We start from the raw sequence: 16,081 nt of genomic DNA on the forward strand, positions 1-16,081 counted from the left end.
GTGTCAGGGTTCGGCCAGCTAAACGCCGATCTTCCGGGGCTCCATGGCAATTCTGGCCGCCGTCTATCACCTGACCCATTACAAATACGACCGGCCGGTGGTTCTTGGTCCCCAGGTGATCAGGCTCCAGCCGGCGCCACATTCGCGCACCAAAGTGCTCAGCCATTCGTTGAAGGTCGATCCGGCGAACCACTTCGTCAATCTCCAGCAGGACCCCTACGGCAATTTCCTCGCCCGTTTCGTCTTTCCCGACCCGGTGAGCGAACTCAAGATCGAGGTCGACCTCGTCGCCGACATGACGGTCTACAACCCGTTCGATTTCTTCGTCGAGGAGACGGCGGAAAATTTCCCGTTCGAGTATCCGGAAGAGACACGCAACGACCTCGCCATCTATCGCACACCGGAACCGGCAGGCCCGCTGCTGTCGGCGTTCCTGAAAACCATCGATACCAGCCCGAAAAACACGGTCAATTTTCTCGTCGACCTCAATGCCCGGCTGCAGCGCGAAATCGCCTATATCGTGCGCATGGAGACCGGCGTGTTCTCGCCGGAGGAAACGCTGGCGGCCGCCAAAGGGTCGTGCCGCGATTCGAGCTGGCTGCTGGTGCAGATCCTGCGCAATCTAGGCATCGCCGCGCGCTTTGTCTCGGGCTATCTGATCCAGCTCAAGCCCGACCTCGTCGCGCTCGATGGGCCGGCCGGTACATCCGTGGATTTCACTGACCTGCACGCCTGGTGCGAGGTCTATCTTCCCGGCGCTGGCTGGATCGGTTTCGACCCGACTTCGGGCCTGCTTACCGGCGAGAGCCATGTACCGCTTGCCGCCACCCCGCATTTTCGCAATGCAGCGCCCATTTCCGGCATGGCGAGCTTTGCCAATGTCGAGTTCGGCTTCGACATGCGGGTCGACCGCATCGCGGAGCATCCGCGCATCACCAAGCCGTTCTCGGATGAAAGCTGGCATGCGCTTGATGCGCTCGGCAACAAGGTCGATGCGGCGCTGGCGGACGGGGATGTACGGCTGACCATGGGCGGCGAGCCGACCTTCGTGTCGATCGACGATTTCGAGTCCGCCGAGTGGAACACCGCCGCCGTCGGCCCGACAAAACGCGAAAAGGCCGATGCGCTGATCCGGAGGCTGCGCGAGCGCTTCGCGCCTGGCGGCTTCCTCCATTATGGCCAAGGCAAATGGTACCCCGGCGAAAGCTTACCGCGCTGGACCTTTTCGCTCTACTGGCGCACCGACGGCCAGCCGGTGTGGAGCGACCCGTCGCTGATCGCGCGGGAGAAAAGCGAAGCCGATATCGGTCCGAAGCAGGCCGAGAGCCTGCTGACCGCGATCGCCGGCGAGCTCGGCATCGAAACGTCCATGGTCAGCGAAGCCTATGAGGATCCGGCCGAGTGGCTGCTCAAGGAAGGCAAGCTGCCGGAGAATGTCGATCCGTCCAATTCGAAGCTGGAGGATCCCGAAGAGCGCAGCCGCATGGCGACGGTGTTCGAACGCGGGCTAACCAAGCCGTCGGGCTATGTGCTGCCGGTGCAGCGCTGGAACAGCCAGGCGTCGGGCCAGCGCTGGCGCTCGGAAAAATGGACGACGCGGCGCGGGCGGCTGTTCCTGGTGCCGGGCGATTCACCGGTCGGCTACCGCCTGCCGCTCGGCACGCTGCCTCACGTGCCGCCGGAGCAGTTTCCCTATATCGTTCCGGTCGATCCGTCGCAGCCGCGCGGTGCGCTGCCCGTGCGGGAGGCGATCTTGCCCATGGCGGCTCCGGCCGATCCTCAGGGCGCCGATGAAATAGCACGCCGCCAGCAGGCGGCATCGTTCACGGCCGCGACCGCCCAGCAGGACCGGGTCGAGCAGGAGATCACCGAGATCGGCGGCGCGGTGCGTACCGCGCTTTCGGTCGAGCCGCGCGAGGGACGGCTCTGCGTGTTCATGCCGCCGGTCGAGGCGCTGGAGGATTATCTTGAGCTGGTGGCAGCAGCCGAGAACGCGGCCAAGGCGATCAGGTTGCCAGTGCATATCGAGGGCTACGGCCCGCCGCATGATCCGCGCCTCAACGTCATCCGCGTCGCGCCGGACCCTGGCGTCATCGAGGTCAACATCCACCCGGCTGCCAACTGGCAGGACTGCGTGGCGACGACCACGGCGATCTACGAGGAGGCGCGGCAAACGCGGCTTGGCGCGGATAAATTCATGATCGACGGCCGCCACACCGGCACCGGCGGCGGCAACCATGTTGTGGTCGGCGGCGCGACCCCCAATGACAGCCCGTTTCTGCGCCGCCCCGATCTTTTGAAGAGCCTGGTGCTGAAATGGCAGCGGCATCCCTCGCTGTCTTATCTCTTCTCCGGCCTGTTCATCGGCCCGACCAGCCAGGCGCCGCGCTTCGACGAGGCGCGCCACGATTCGCTCTACGAGCTGGAAATCGCCATGGCGCAGATGCCGCATCCGCACCACGGCAACGCGCCTTTGCCATGGCTGGTCGACCGGCTGTTCCGCAACCTTTTGACCGACGTCACCGGGAATACGCACCGCTCGGAAATCTGCATCGACAAGCTGTTTTCGCCTGACGGACCGACGGGACGGCTGGGGCTGGTGGAATTCCGCGGCTTCGAGATGCCGCCCAATGCGCGCATGAGCTTGGCGCAGCAACTGCTGGTCAGGGCGATCATCGCTCGCGCCTGGAAGAACCCGCTCTACGGCCGTTTCGTGCGCTGGGGCACGTCGCTGCACGACCGCTTCATGCTGCCGCATCATGTCTGGGCAGATTTTCTCGACGTTCTCGACGACCTCAAGCTCAACGGTTTCACGTTCCGCCCCGAATGGTTCGACGCGCAGGTCGAGTTCCGCTTTCCCTTCTGCGGCGAGGTCCAATATGCGGGCGTCAAGCTGGAACTGCGGCAGGCCCTGGAGCCGTGGCATGTCATGGGCGAGCAGGGGGCCATCGGCGGCACCGTGCGCTTCGTCGATTCCTCGGTCGAAAGGTTGCAGGTCAAGACCGAAGGTCTCAATCCGGAGCGCCATGCCGTCGTCTGCAACGGCCGCATCGTGCCGATGAAGGTTACCGACAACAGGGAAGTCGCGGTGGCGGGCGTGCGCTTCAAGGCGTGGCAGCCCGCTTCGGGCCTGCATCCGGCACTGCCGGTCAATACGCCGCTGGTGTTCGATATCTACGACCGTTGGTCGGGTCGGGCGGTTGGCGGCTGCGTCTATCATGTCGCGCATCCGGGCGGGCGCAGCTACGACACTTTTCCGGTCAACGGCAACGAGGCGGAAGCGCGCCGGCTCGCCCGCTTCGAAGCGCGCGGCCACACGCCGTCGGCCTATGTGTTGCGCGAGGAACAACCCACGGAAGATTTCCCCATGACGCTTGACCTTCGGCGTCCACCAAGATTCTGATCTGACATGGCAAAGGGGAATCACAAGCGGGTACGCGGCAAGGCGCAGATCCATTGCCTGCTGGAGCACTACCAGCCGATCGACGGCGTCGTCGACGAGATGGTCGACGCTTCGGGCAATCCCCGTCCGGCCTGGAAGCATTTCATCGAGGCGCTCGACGATCTCGGCGCCGAAGAACTCGCCCAGCGTTTTGCCCGTGCCGACCAGTATCTGCGCGACGCCGGCGTCTATTATCGCGTCTACGACAAGGCCGGCGCCAACGAGCGCGAATGGCCGCTGGCGCATGTCCCGGTGCTCATCGAGGACGCCGAGTGGGCAGCGATCAGCGCCGGCCTGGTGCAGCGCGCCGAGCTGTTCGAGGAGATCATCGCCGATATATACGGGCCGAACCGGCTGGTCGAAAAGGGCATCCTGCCGGCCGGTCTGATCGCGGCAAGCCCCGAATATTTGCGGCCGGTGGTCGGCACCAGGCCGGCCGACGGCCATTTCCTGCATTTCTGCGCCTTCGAACTCGGCCGCGGGCCGGACGGCCGCTGGTGGGTGTTGGGCGACCGTACTCAGGCACCATCCGGCGCCGGTTTCGCTCTGGAGAACCGCGTCGCCACGACCCGCGCGCTGTCGGACATCTATGGCGAGATGCATGTGCATCGCCTCGCCGGCTTCTTCCGGCGCTTTCGCGATGCGCTGATCGGCATGGCCAGGGAAGCCGACGGCCGCGTCGCCATTCTGACGCCTGGACCGCTCAACGAAACCTATTACGAACACGCCTATATCGCCCGCTATCTCGGCATCATGCTGCTCGAAGGCGAGGACCTGACCGTTTCCGGGGGCCGGCTGATGGTGCGCACCGTTTCCGGGCTGATGCCGATCAGCGTGCTGTGGCGACGGCTGGACGCGGCGTTCGCCGATCCGTTGGAACTGCGCTCGGAGTCGCAGATCGGTACGCCGGGCCTGATCGAGGCGATCCGGCAAGGCAGCGTGTCCACCGTCAATGCGCTCGGCTCGGGCCTGATGGAAACGCGCGCGCTACTTGCCTTCCTGCCCAAGATCGCGCGCGAATTGCGGGGCGAAGAACTCAAGCTGCCCACCGTCGCGACATGGTGGTGCGGTCAGGCATCCGACCGAGCGCATGTGCTCGCCAATATCGACCGCATGGTGATTGGGCCGGCGCTGTCGACGAGGCTGGCCTTCGAGGACGACGACCAGACCAAGCTCGGCGCGGCGCTGTCGGCCGGGGAGCGGGCCGACCTGGTGGCGCGCATCGAGCGCGACGGCGACGCTTTCGTCGGCCAGGAAGCGGTGACGCTTTCGACGACGCCCGTCTATGTCGGCGGCTGGCTGGAGCCGCGGCCGGCAAGCCTGCGTGTCTACCTGGCGCGCACGCCCGAGGGCTGGACGGTGATGCCGGGCGGGTTCGCCCGCGTCGGCCTGTCGCTCGATCCGACGGCAATCGCCATGCAGCGCGGCGGCCAGGCGGCCGACGTATGGGTGGTCAGCGACCGGCCGGTGGAGCGCGAGACGCTGCTGCCACAAGAGGGTGACAGCTTCAGCCGCACCAGGCCGGGCAGCCTGCCCAGCCGCGCAGCGGAAAACCTGACCTGGCTGGGCCGCTACATCGAACGCTCGGAAGACACGGTGCGCATCCTGCGCGCCTATCATGTGCGGCTCGCCGAAACCTCCGACCCGGATATGCCGTTGCTGGCCGACATCAGGGATCATCTCGAACCGTTCGGCATCGATGTCGAAACAGCGATCCCATCGGGGCTGATCGGCACGCTGGACAGCGCCGTCTACAGCGCCGGCCAGATCCGCGACCGTTTCTCGCCGGATGGCTGGCTGGCCCTCAAGGACCTGTCGAAGACCATCCATCAGTTCGCGACGACGGTGGCGCCGGGGGATGATGCGACACGGGCCATGACCGTCATCCTGCGCAAGCTCGCCGGTTTTTCCGGCCTGCTGCACGAGAACATGTACCGCTTTGCGGGCTGGCGCTTCCTTGAGATCGGCCGGCGGCTGGAGCGCGGCATACAGATCGCCAGCACGCTCGCCCGGCTGACCAGTGACAAGGCGCCGGACGGCTCGCTCGACATGATGCTGGAGATCGGCGACAGCGTCATGACGCACCGGCGGCAATACCCTGTGCAAGCCGGCCGCCGCACGGTGATCGACCTTCTTGCGCTCGATCCGCTCAATCCGCGTTCCATCCTGTTCCAGCTCGAACGGCTGAAGGCCGAGATCGGACTGCTGCCGGCGATCGGCGGCGAAGGGCACATGTCGCCTGCGGCCAAGGAGATCCTGCAGCTCAACACAGCCATCGCCATCAAGGAGCCAGCGGACATGAGTGTGAAGGCGCTGAACGATCTCGCCGGCGAGATAGGCGGGCTCTACAGCAGCCTCGCCAAGGCCTATTTCGGGTAAGGCGGCGCTCCGGCATGCTCTACGACATCAGGCTTCACCTTCACTACGATTACGCCGCCGTCGCCGGCGGCGGCCGTCACCAGGTGCGCGTACTGCCGCCGACCATCGAGGGCGTGCAGCGCGTCGTCGCTGCGTCGCTGTCCTTCGCGCCGGCGCCCTACGAACGCTCGGATTTTTCCGATTTCTTCGGCAACAACATCACCTCGATCGCCTTCCGCGACGCGCATGACGCACTCGACATCAGGATGAGCGCGCGCGTGGCGGTGTCGCGGCCCGAGCCCGGGCTCGACGTGTCGCCCGACCTTAGCCGGCTGCGTCAGGAGCTCGCCGCCGTGCGCTCGCTGGCACCGGATACACCGCACCATTTCCTGGCCCCCAGCGGTCACGCCGGCATCGATGCGGCGATCACCGCCTATGCGCGCGATAGCGTCGGCGGCTCGGCCGCCGGTACGGCGATGAACCTCTGCAATCGCATCCACCGCGATTTCACCTATGATGGCGAGGCGACAACCGTGCGGACCCTGGCTGGCGACGCATTCCGGCTGAAGCGCGGGGTGTGCCAGGATTTCTCGCATATCATGATCGCCGGCCTGCGCGGGCTTGGCATACCGGCCGGCTATGTCAGCGGCTTCCTGCGCACCATTCCGCCCAAGGGCAAGGCCAGGCTGGAGGGCGCCGACGCCATGCATGCATGGGTCAAGGTGTGGTGCGGGCGCGATGCCGGCTGGCAGGAGTTCGACCCGACCAACGGCATGCGGGCCTCCAACGATCACATCACCGTCGGCTATGGCCGTGACTATTCGGATGTCGCGCCGATCGTCGGCGTTCTCAAGACCACCGGCGGACAGGTCGGAGAGCAAGCCGTCGATGTTATTCCGGTGGTGCTGGAGAAGACCTGACGTCTGGCCTGCTTGCGCAAAGCGCCTTGCAGGGTTCCGCCCCGGCGTGGGTGGCCGCCGACTTTTCGGACAGGAATGGAACCAGTGCTCGGCCCAGAGGCTTATCTACGGGTGTTTCCGTGGGGCCAGCATGCTGCAGAAATCCGGATTGACTATCGACGGCGAGGCCGCACCAAAGAACGGCGCTCAGATCTCTGCCGAGGATGCCGCACTGATCTATGTCAGCGATACCGAGCCCGGTATCCGCCGACTGAAAGCGGGCAAGGGATTTTCCTACAGGGGACCTGACGGAAGGCCGGTCTCGGATGCCACCCGAGCGCGCATCGAGGCGATCGTTATCCCGCCGGCCTGGACGGATGTGTGGATCTCGCCCGAGGCGGACGGCCATATCCAGGCAACCGGCAGGGATCAGCGCGGGCGCAAGCAATATCGCTACCATCCGCGTTGGGCCGAGGAACGCGACAGCGCCAAATATTCGAGCCTTGTCGCTTTCGCCGAAAGCCTGCCGGAGCTTCGGCGTAGGATGGACAGCGACCTGCGCCGCCATGGCCTGCCGCTCGAACGCGTCGTCGCCGCGATCGTCTGGCTGCTCGACAACACCATGATCCGAGTCGGCAACGCCGCTTACGCCCGCGACAACAAGAGCTTCGGCCTGACGACGCTGCGGGACCGCCATGTCGACATCAAGGGATCGAGCCTGCGGTTCGCCTTCAAGGGCAAATCGGGCAAGGAATGGAAATTGAAGCTGGTCGATCGCCGCATCGCGCGAATCGTGCGCGGCGCGCAGGACCTGCCGGGCCAAAAGCTGTTCCAGTATCTCGACGAGGACGGCAACAGACACCCGGTGCGCTCCGAGGACGTCAACCGCTACATCCGCGAGGCCATCGGGGATGCATTCAGCTCGAAACATTTCCGTACATGGGGCGGCACCATTCACGCCGCGTCGCTGTTCGCGCAAACGGTGCTGCCCGACAGCCAGGCACAGCAGAAACGGGCGATGAACAGCGTCATCGACAGGGTCGCCGAGCGGCTGGGCAACACGCGCGCCGTCTGCCGCCAATGCTATATCCATCCGCAAGTCTTCGAAGCATGGCTGCAGGGACGGCTGCTTGCCGAAATGGCGGAAGCCAACAAGCGCAAACGGTCGATAGACGGTCTCGATGACGAGGAAGCGCTCGTGCTGCGATGGCTGAAGACGCACGAAAGCGGACCCGCGGCAACCAGCGGCCGCTGAATCCGCGGCGCCTCGATTTTTTTATCGACGCCGTGTCGGGATCGGTCCTAGTGTTTCGTCCTTTGACACAGAAGAGGACAAACCATGCTCTACGCGATCTTGTGCTATGCTTCCGAAGACGTCGTCTGCTCCTGGAGCAAGGAACAGGACGACAAGGTCATGGCCAACATTCTCGATGTCCAGCAGAAATACGCGGACGCCGGCCGGCTTGGCCCGGTGGCGCGGCTTTTGCCGACGACGGCGGCGACGACGCTGAGGAAGGTCAAGGGCGAATCGATCGTCATCGACGGGCCGTTCGCCGAGACCAAGGAACAGTTCCTCGGCTTCTACACGCTCGAATGCGCCGATCTCGACGAGGCGGTGGAGTTCGCACGCGAACTTTCCGAGGTCAATCCGAGCGGCGGCTCCTACGAAATCCGGCCGGTATCCATCTTCAATCCCACTAGGGTCGCCGTATGACCGAACTTGCCTGGATCAGCTCAGCGATCAGCGCCGCCCGCCCGCAGGCGATGGGTGCGCTGCTGCGCTATTTCCGCGACCTCGATACGGCGGAGGAAGCTTTCCAGGACGCTTGCCTCAGGGCGCTGAAGAACTGGCCGCAGAACGGTCCGCCGCGCGATCCGGCGGCCTGGCTGATCTTCGTCGGACGCAACAGCGGCATCGACGCGGTGCGCAAGCGCGCCAAGCAGGCGCCGATGCCGGAAGAGGACCAGATATCTGATCTCGAGGACGCAGAGAGCGACATCGCCGAGCGGCTCGATGGCGCGCACTACCGCGACGACATATTGCGGCTGCTATTCATCTGCTGCCATCCCGACCTGCCGGCAACGCAGCAGATCGCGGTGGCGCTGCGCATCGTCTCGGGTCTCACGGTCAAGCAGATCGCACGCGCCTTCCTGGTCGGCGAAAGCGCCATGGAGCAGCGCATCACTCGCGCCAAGGCACGTATCGCCGACGCCGGCGTGCCGTTCGAGACGCCGGGCGCGGTGGAGCGCTCGGAGCGGCTCGCCGCGGTCGCGGCCATGGTCTACCTGATCTTCAACGAGGGCTATTCGACCAACAGCGGCGAGGCGCCGGCCCGCGCGCCGCTGTGCGAGGAGGCGATCCGGCTGGCCCGGCTGCTGCTCAGGCTGTTCCAGACCGAGCCGGAGATCATGGGGCTGACGGCGCTGCTGCTGCTCCAGCATGCGCGCGCACCGGCCCGCTTCGATGCGGACGGAGAGATCGTTCTGCTCGAGGATCAGGACCGCAGCCTGTGGAGCCGCAAGATGATCGATGAAGGGCTGGCGCTGGTCGACAAGGCACTGCGCCACCGAAAGCCCGGCCCTTACCAGGTGCAGGCGGCGATTGCCGCGCTGCATGCTCGGGCTGAAAAGGCCGAGGACACGGACTGGGTGGAGATCGACCTGCTTTACGGCCTGCTCGAACAGATGCAGCCGTCGCCCGTCGTCACCCTCAACCGTGCGGTCGCGGTTTCCAAGGTGAGCGGACCGGAGGCCGCGCTCGCCATAATCGAGCCGCTGGAGCAGAGGCTTTCCGGCTATTTCCACTTCTTCGGCCTCAAGGGCGGGCTTTTGATGCAACTCGACCGGGGCGAGGAGGCGCGGGTCGCCTTCGATCGCGCCATCGCGCTTGCCAACACCGCGGCGGAAGCGGCCCATATACGCATGCACATCGACCGGCTGATGAAGGACAGCGCAGCGCGCACCGCAAGCTGACCCTGGTTCAATGGTCTGGCCCGAGCTTGGACCATGCCGGGGTGGCGATTTTTTCCTGAAACCGCTATTGGCACGCCAAGACAGCGCCACCCTGCGCCTGACCGCATAGGGAATGCACGGCGCAATGCTTTGACCACGCCACATGAATGGCGGGATCTGAAAGGGACAGACATGACGATAGCGAAGGAAACCGCCGAGCTGCTGGCGAAACTGGGTGTTGCCAAGGAGGCGCTTGTCGGCGGCGACCTGATCGTGCGCAGCCCGGTCACGGGCGAGCAGATCGCGGCATTGAGCACGATCTCGCCGACCGATGCGGCCAGGACCATCGATGCCGCGCACAAGGCGTTTCAGGCCTGGCGGCTGGTACCGGGCCCGAAGCGCGGCGAGCTGGTGCGGCTGCTCGGCGAGGAATTGCGCGCGCACAAGGCCGAACTTGGCCGGCTGGTGTCGATCGAGGTCGGCAAGATCCCCTCGGAAGGGCTCGGCGAAGTGCAGGAGATGATCGACATCTGCGACTTCGCCGTCGGTCTTTCCAGGCAATTGTACGGACTGACCATCGCCACCGAGCGCCCAGGACACCGCATGATGGAAACCTGGCATCCGCTCGGCGTGGTCGGCGTCATCTCCGCCTTCAACTTCCCAGTCGCGGTGTGGTCGTGGAATGCGGCGCTCGCGCTGGTCTGCGGCGACGCGGTGGTATGGAAGCCTTCCGAAAAAACGCCGCTGACGGCGCTTGCCTGCGAGGCGATCTTCAAGCGCGCCGTCAAGCGCTTCGGCACTGATGCGCCGGAAGGGCTCGCGTCGGTGCTGATCGGCGACCGCGCCGTCGGCGAGATTCTGGTGGATCATCCCAAGGTGCCGCTGGTCTCCGCCACCGGCTCGACCCGCATGGGCCGCGACGTCGGCCCGCGCCTGGCCAAGCGTTTTGCACGCGCGGTGCTGGAGCTCGGCGGCAACAATGCCGGCATCGTCTGCCCGACCGCCGATCTCGACATGGCGTTGCGCGCGATTGCCTTTGGCGCGATGGGCACGGCGGGCCAGCGCTGCACGACCCTGAGGCGCCTGTTCGTGCATGACAGCGTCTACGACGCCTTGGTACCGCGGCTGAAGAAGGCCTATCAGAGCGTCTCTGTCGGCAATCCGCTGGAGACGTCGGCGCTCGTTGGGCCGCTGATCGACAGGGCAGCCTACGAAGCCATGCAGAAGGCGCTGCAGGAAGCGTCCGCCCACGGCGGCAAGGTGACCGGCGGCACGCGGGTCGAGAATGGCCATCCGGACGCCTACTACGTGCATCCGGCGCTAGTCGAAATGCCCAGCCAAGTGTCGCCGGTGACCGAAGAGACGTTCGCGCCGATCCTCTATGTGATGAAGTATTCCGATTTCGACGCCGTGCTTGACGAGCACAATGCGGTGGGAGCGGGGCTGTCGTCGTCGATCTTCACCCGCGACCTGCAGGAGTCCGAGCGCTTTCTCGGCGTCGACGGCTCGGACTGCGGCATCGCCAATGTCAATATCGGCACGTCGGGCGCCGAGATCGGCGGCGCCTTCGGTGGTGAAAAGGAAACCGGCGGCGGCCGCGAGAGCGGCTCCGATGCGTGGAAAGCCTATATGCGCCGCGCCACCAACACGGTGAACTATTCCAAGGCGCTGCCGCTCGCCCAGGGTGTCTCCTTCGACATCGAGTGACATTGCGGGTTCCGGCTCGGGTGACCTTGCGCACCCGGGCCGTTCTGCGGCCTGAGGTTCACTGCTGAGGGCAGTTATGCTGTCATTCTTCGTATGGTGCTGACGTCCCGCCGCCGAGGCGGCTTTTTTGTTTCGAGGATACGCAGCGGCACGGACCGCCTTCATAGCCTGGGCAGCGGCGAGTCTCTCAGAGGTCGGTGGAAAAGCATGCTGCGAAGGCGGCATCCACGATGGCCAGCTTGGCGGCCTGGACGGTCATGTATTCCTGAAAGAAGCGGTGCGAGACCCACATCACGGAATTGCCGCGCTGGCCCAGCCAGCCGATGCTGCCGAGCGCCTCGGCATCGCGTAGTTTTCGGGCGAGGTGGGTGCGCGACAGTTTGAGCCAACTGGCGAATTCCGCCACCGAGACCACGCTGGTCGGAATCCGATCTAGGCCGGCATGGTCGGGGTCGATGCCGGACATGAGCCGATCCATGACGATGCCGCCATTGTTGAGCCAGATGAACAGGGAAAAGGTCTGGTTGGGTTCGCGCACCGGTTTGGACGAAAGCAGGCCGTCGGCCACGAGGGGCTGCAGGGCGGCGAGCATATCGGGCCGCTCCAGGTATTTCGCCAGCCGGTCCGCGCCGTCGAGTCGGTCAAGGGTGCTTAGATGTGCGTGCACCCATCCGGTGAATGTCCGCACCGTGTCCGCTGTCGGCTGCAACGGGTGGGTGCGCCCGTCTCCGCCCGCGACGTATTCGGCGATGCGGTAATTCAGCATCTCCTTGATGAAAGCGTCGGCGGTGTTGCGGCTGGCGACCTTGTGCTGATGCACGAACTCGATGAAGCGCGACACCGTCAACGCGGTGCGACGGTCGCCCGGGTCGCGCCTGAAATGCATGGCAAGGCCGACATGGCCCATCAGCCAGCGCTGCTGCGTGGCGAATATGGAAGCAAGCCGCGGGCTGGCTTCGTAGATGTGGATCAGCGCCAGCGACTGCTCCTGGACGTGGCGGTGCAGATCCGGATGAGCGGCTATGTCCTCGATGTCCAGCATCCGCCTCCTTCTGGTTGGCCAAGCTTACTGCGCTCCAAGAGCGGGTCGCGTCGAAGCGGATTCATGCGACGCGCTTTTGGCTTTTTCCGTGCATGTCGTCCTCCCAAAACCGAGGTTACTTTTGGGCGACATGCATTAAGACATTTTCAGCCTTGCGCTTTTGTGTCCAGATGAGACAGCTCGGACTAAAGTCCAGTTCTGTAGCCAATGATGGCGGCGAGACGTCGGCGGCAACCCACACGGCGGCAAGTACGGCGCGCTTAGCGATCTGGACAACCGCAGCTACGCCCCGGGTGTCGTCCTGCCGCCCGGCTATGATGGGCTGACGCGGGGTCCGCCGGCGCATACGCATCGGGAGGCCGCCGATGGCGGGTTCTGCCGCCTACTCGGCCGCCTGAACGCGATGTGCCTGGATGATGGCGCGGATCTCAGAGCGGCAGGAGCCGCAATTGGTGCCTGCCTTCAGCGCGGCGCCGATGGCTTCCACGTTCGTGCAGCCGGAAGCCACCGCCGCCGTGATCTGGTTGATCCCGACGTTGAAACAGGAGCAGACGGTCGCGCCGGCATCGCGCCGTTCGGCACCGGCGCGGCCGGCGACGATGCGGAAGCGCTCGCGTTGGCTGGCATGGGCCTCTTCGAGCTGCTGCGTTGCCCATCCGCGCGACACGGCGACCGGGCCGGGAGCGACGAACAGGGCGCCCGCGAGCTGTACGCCATCGAAGGCGGCGATGCGATGCTGGCCGGCATCGCGGTCGTGATAGGCGAGTATTTCGGCATCGGTCGAGGCGCCGAACAGGGATTGGGCAAAAGTCGTCCAGTCGATTTTGTCGTCTGCAAAGGCGAGCTCGACCCGCCAGCCATCCCTGCAGCGGGCCACGGCCCAATAGTCGCCGGCGACCGCTTCGGGCCTTTGTCGGGTCACGGCGAAGCCGAACGCCATCGCGGCGAATTTCTCGATGTGCACCGCGACGTGCTTCAGTGCCGGCTGGCCGGAAACCGGGTCGGTGAGCGGCGCGGTGAGCGTGTCGAGCCGGCCCTTGGCGGTGAACTGGTCCGTCCAGTGCATCGGCGCGAAGATGCTGCCCCGGCGCTGGCGGGACGTGATCAGCGCGCGCACGAGCACGGCGCCGCGCGGGCTGGAAACGCGCGCGATGTCGGCATCGCCGATGCCGTATCGCGCGGCGTCGTCGGGATGAATGTCGACGAAGGGTTCGGCCATGTGCTGCGACAGACGCGGGCTTTTGCCGGTGCGTGTCATGGTGTGCCAATGGTCGCGGACACGGCCGGTGTTGAGGATGAGGGGGAATTTCTCGTCCGTGCGGGTTTCCGTGACAGGGCGGACGGCGATGAAGCGCGCCTTGCGGTCGGGCGTGTAGAAATTGCCGTCGGCGAAGAAGCGGGTGTTCGGTGGCCCTGCTTTATCGTTCTCCGGTTGGGGCTCAGCTTGAACGTTCCCCTCCGAGAGATGTCGAGCCCAGGCGCCCCCCTCTGTCCTGCCGGACATCTCCCCCTCTAGGGGGGAGATCGGCAGTTTTGTCGACGGCGCTCGTCCTGAGATATCGGCGATTGGCGAAGGCCGTCGTGGCATCCAATCTCCCCGCTTGAGGGGGAGATGGCCGGCAGGCCAGAGGGGGGTGGCCGGGCTCGGTGCTGGCCATTGGAAAGGCGCCAGCGCGTCGTATTCCTCCCCATCGAGGCCGGCATAAACCCCAATGTCGAAATCGCGCCCACCGTCGTTTTCAAATCCCGACAGCGCGGCATGCTCGCCAAAAACCTCCGCCGGGGACGCATGCGCGAACGCTTCGGCAAAACCCATCCGCCGCGCCACTTCCGTAATGATCCACCAATCCGGCCGGGCCTCGCCAGGTGCCGCCAGGAACGGGCGCTGGCGCGAGATGCGGCGCTCGGAATTGGTAACGGTGCCGTCCTTCTCGCCCCAGGCGGTGGCCGGCAGCCGGACATGGGCATGGCGCACCGTGTCTGTGTCGGCCTGCACGTCCGACACCACCACAAACGGGCAGGCCTTGATCGCTGCTTCGACGGCGTCGGCATCGGGCATCGAATCGACAGGATTGGTGGCGAGGATCCACAGCGCCTTGATCCGCCCGTCGGCGACCGCCCGGAACATGTCGACCGCTTTCAGGCCGGGCTTTTGCGCGATGTCAGGTGCATTCCAGAAGCGCTTCACGCGTTCGCGATGCCCCGAATTTTCAATCTCCATATGCGCGGCCAGCATGTTGGCCATGCCGCCGACCTCGCGTCCGCCCATGGCGTTGGGCTGGCCGGTGACCGAGAACGGCCCGGCGCCGGGCCTGCCGATGCGACCGGTGGCGAGGTGGCAGTTGATGATGGCGTTGACCTTGTCGGTGCCAGACGACGACTGGTTGACGCCTTGGCTATAGACCGTGACGGTCTTGGCGGTCGCGGCGAACAGGCCGTAGAAGCGGGCGAGCTCGTCCTCGCTCAGGCCCGTGGCGGCAGCGATGCCGGCAAGGTCGAGTGCCGAGGCGGCGAAAAGGGCTTGTCCGAAGCCGGTCGTGTGCGCGGTGATGTAGGCGCGGTCGAGCGCATTGTGCTGGCCGAGCCAAGCGAGCAGGCCGGTGAACAGGGCGACGTCGCCATCGGGCGCGATCGCCAGGTGCATGTCGGCGATATCGGATGTCATGGTGCGGCGCGGGTCCACCAGCACGATTTTCATCTCCGAGCGCTTCTCACGCGCGGCAGCTATGCGCTGGTAGAGCACGGGATGGCACCAGGCGAGATTCGAGCCGACCAGCACGATGAGATCGGCAAGCTCCAGATCCTCGTAGGTTCCGGGCACCGTGTCGGAGCCGAAGGCGCGGCGATGGCCGGCGACCGAGGAGGCCATGCAGAGGCGCGAATTGGTGTCGATATTGGCCGAGCCGATGAACCCCTTCATCAATTTGTTGGCGAGATAATAGTCCTCGGTCAGCAACTGGCCGGAGACATATAAGGCGACCGCATTCGGCCCATGTTCGGCAATGGTTTGCGAGAAGGTCGACGCGACAAGATCGAGTGCCTCGTCCCAGGAGGCGCGGCGGCCGTGGATCTCAGGATGGAGCAGCCTGCCGTCAAGACCTATGGTCTCGGCAAGAGCAGAGCCCTTGGAGCAGAGCCGGCCGAGATTCGCGGGATGGTCGGGGTCGCCGCGGACCGACACCTGTCCGTCTGCGGCGACCTTCGCCAGCACGCCGCAGCCTACCCCGCAATAGGGGCAAGTGGTCCTCACCTCGCGTGCTTCGCCAATCTGCATGGGTCAGGCCGCGCGGCTTGCCAGCGCTTCCAGCGCGATGAACAAACGCTCGCCCTCGATCTTCACCGGAATGGTGCGCACCGCGCCCTCGTCGGCGCCGAGCGCCTTGCCGGTCTCCAGCGAGATGACCCAATTGTGCAGGGGGCAGGTGACCGCCGCGCCATGCACGATGCCCTGGCTCAGCGGCCCGCCTCTGTGCGGGCAATGATCGTCGATGGCGAAGACCTGGTCCTCGGCGGTGCGGAAGATAGCGATCTTGCCCTGCGGCGTGGCAACACAGCGCGCGCCCCGGCGGGGGATGTCGGACAGGGAGCCGATCGGTGTCCAGGTCATTGGGTCGCCTTTACTTGATACGAATGCGCCCAGGCGCCCCCCTCTGTCCTGCCGGACATCTCCCCCTCAAGGGG

At 65.4% G+C, this 16,081-nt stretch carries 10 protein-coding genes; 7 read left to right on the forward strand and 3 right to left on the reverse strand.

All coding sequences use genetic code 11. The features are described from left to right. Window positions 1–43: 43 nt before the first annotated feature. The 7 genes from FJ959_RS24565 to FJ959_RS24595 all read left to right on the forward strand — a co-directional run bounded on the left by FJ959_RS24565 (window position 44) and on the right by FJ959_RS24595 (window position 11,358). Window positions 44–3,403 (forward strand): transglutaminase family protein, encoded by a 3,360-nt coding sequence (locus FJ959_RS24565; protein WP_140632593.1) that lies wholly within the window; start codon window positions 44–46, stop codon window positions 3,401–3,403. Window positions 3,404–3,409: 6 nt separating this feature from the next. Beyond that, window positions 3,410–5,821 (forward strand): circularly permuted type 2 ATP-grasp protein, encoded by a 2,412-nt coding sequence (locus FJ959_RS24570; protein WP_140632596.1) that lies wholly within the window; start codon window positions 3,410–3,412, stop codon window positions 5,819–5,821. Window positions 5,822–5,835: 14 nt separating this feature from the next. Continuing rightward, entirely contained in the window at window positions 5,836–6,720 is an 885-nt protein-coding gene (locus FJ959_RS24575) for a transglutaminase family protein (RefSeq protein WP_140632599.1), read from the forward strand. A gap of 130 nt (window positions 6,721–6,850) precedes the next feature. Continuing rightward, on the forward strand, window positions 6,851–7,954 hold the full coding sequence (locus tag FJ959_RS24580; RefSeq protein WP_140632602.1) for a DNA topoisomerase IB: 1,104 nt from the start codon (window positions 6,851–6,853) through the stop codon (window positions 7,952–7,954). Window positions 7,955–8,038: 84 nt separating this feature from the next. Next, window positions 8,039–8,413, forward strand: coding sequence for a YciI family protein (locus tag FJ959_RS24585; protein ID WP_140496184.1), 375 nt, complete (start codon window positions 8,039–8,041; stop codon window positions 8,411–8,413). After that, a complete protein-coding gene (locus FJ959_RS24590; RefSeq protein ID WP_140632605.1) occupies window positions 8,410–9,672 on the forward strand; it encodes an RNA polymerase sigma factor in 1,263 nt (420 codons plus the stop codon). The genes FJ959_RS24585 and FJ959_RS24590 overlap by 4 nt, the downstream gene beginning before the upstream one ends. 171 nt (window positions 9,673–9,843) lie before the next feature. Then, window positions 9,844–11,358 (forward strand): aldehyde dehydrogenase family protein, encoded by a 1,515-nt coding sequence (locus FJ959_RS24595; RefSeq protein ID WP_140632608.1) that lies wholly within the window; start codon window positions 9,844–9,846, stop codon window positions 11,356–11,358. A 187-nt stretch (window positions 11,359–11,545) separates the two neighbouring features. Here FJ959_RS24595 and FJ959_RS24600 read toward each other — a convergent pair whose 3' ends face one another. The 3 genes from FJ959_RS24600 to nirD all read right to left on the reverse strand — a co-directional run bounded on the left by FJ959_RS24600 (window position 11,546) and on the right by nirD (window position 16,007). Then, the gene (locus FJ959_RS24600) at window positions 11,546–12,400 is read right to left on the reverse strand and encodes a hypothetical protein (RefSeq protein ID WP_140632611.1); all 855 of its coding nucleotides are present in this window, start codon (window positions 12,398–12,400) and stop codon (window positions 11,546–11,548) included. Between the two features lie 382 nt (window positions 12,401–12,782). Further along, window positions 12,783–15,674 (reverse strand): nitrate reductase, encoded by a 2,892-nt coding sequence (locus FJ959_RS24605; RefSeq protein WP_140632614.1) that lies wholly within the window; start codon window positions 15,672–15,674, stop codon window positions 12,783–12,785. Window positions 15,675–15,677: 3 nt separating this feature from the next. Beyond that, window positions 15,678–16,007: a nitrite reductase small subunit NirD gene (gene nirD, locus FJ959_RS24610; RefSeq protein WP_140522291.1), complete on the reverse strand. Its 330-nt coding sequence runs from the start codon at window positions 16,005–16,007 to the stop codon at window positions 15,678–15,680. Window positions 16,008–16,081 lie beyond the last annotated feature (74 nt).

This window comes from Mesorhizobium sp. B2-2-4 (assembly GCF_006442375.1).
GTDB lineage: Bacteria > Pseudomonadota > Alphaproteobacteria > Rhizobiales > Rhizobiaceae > Mesorhizobium.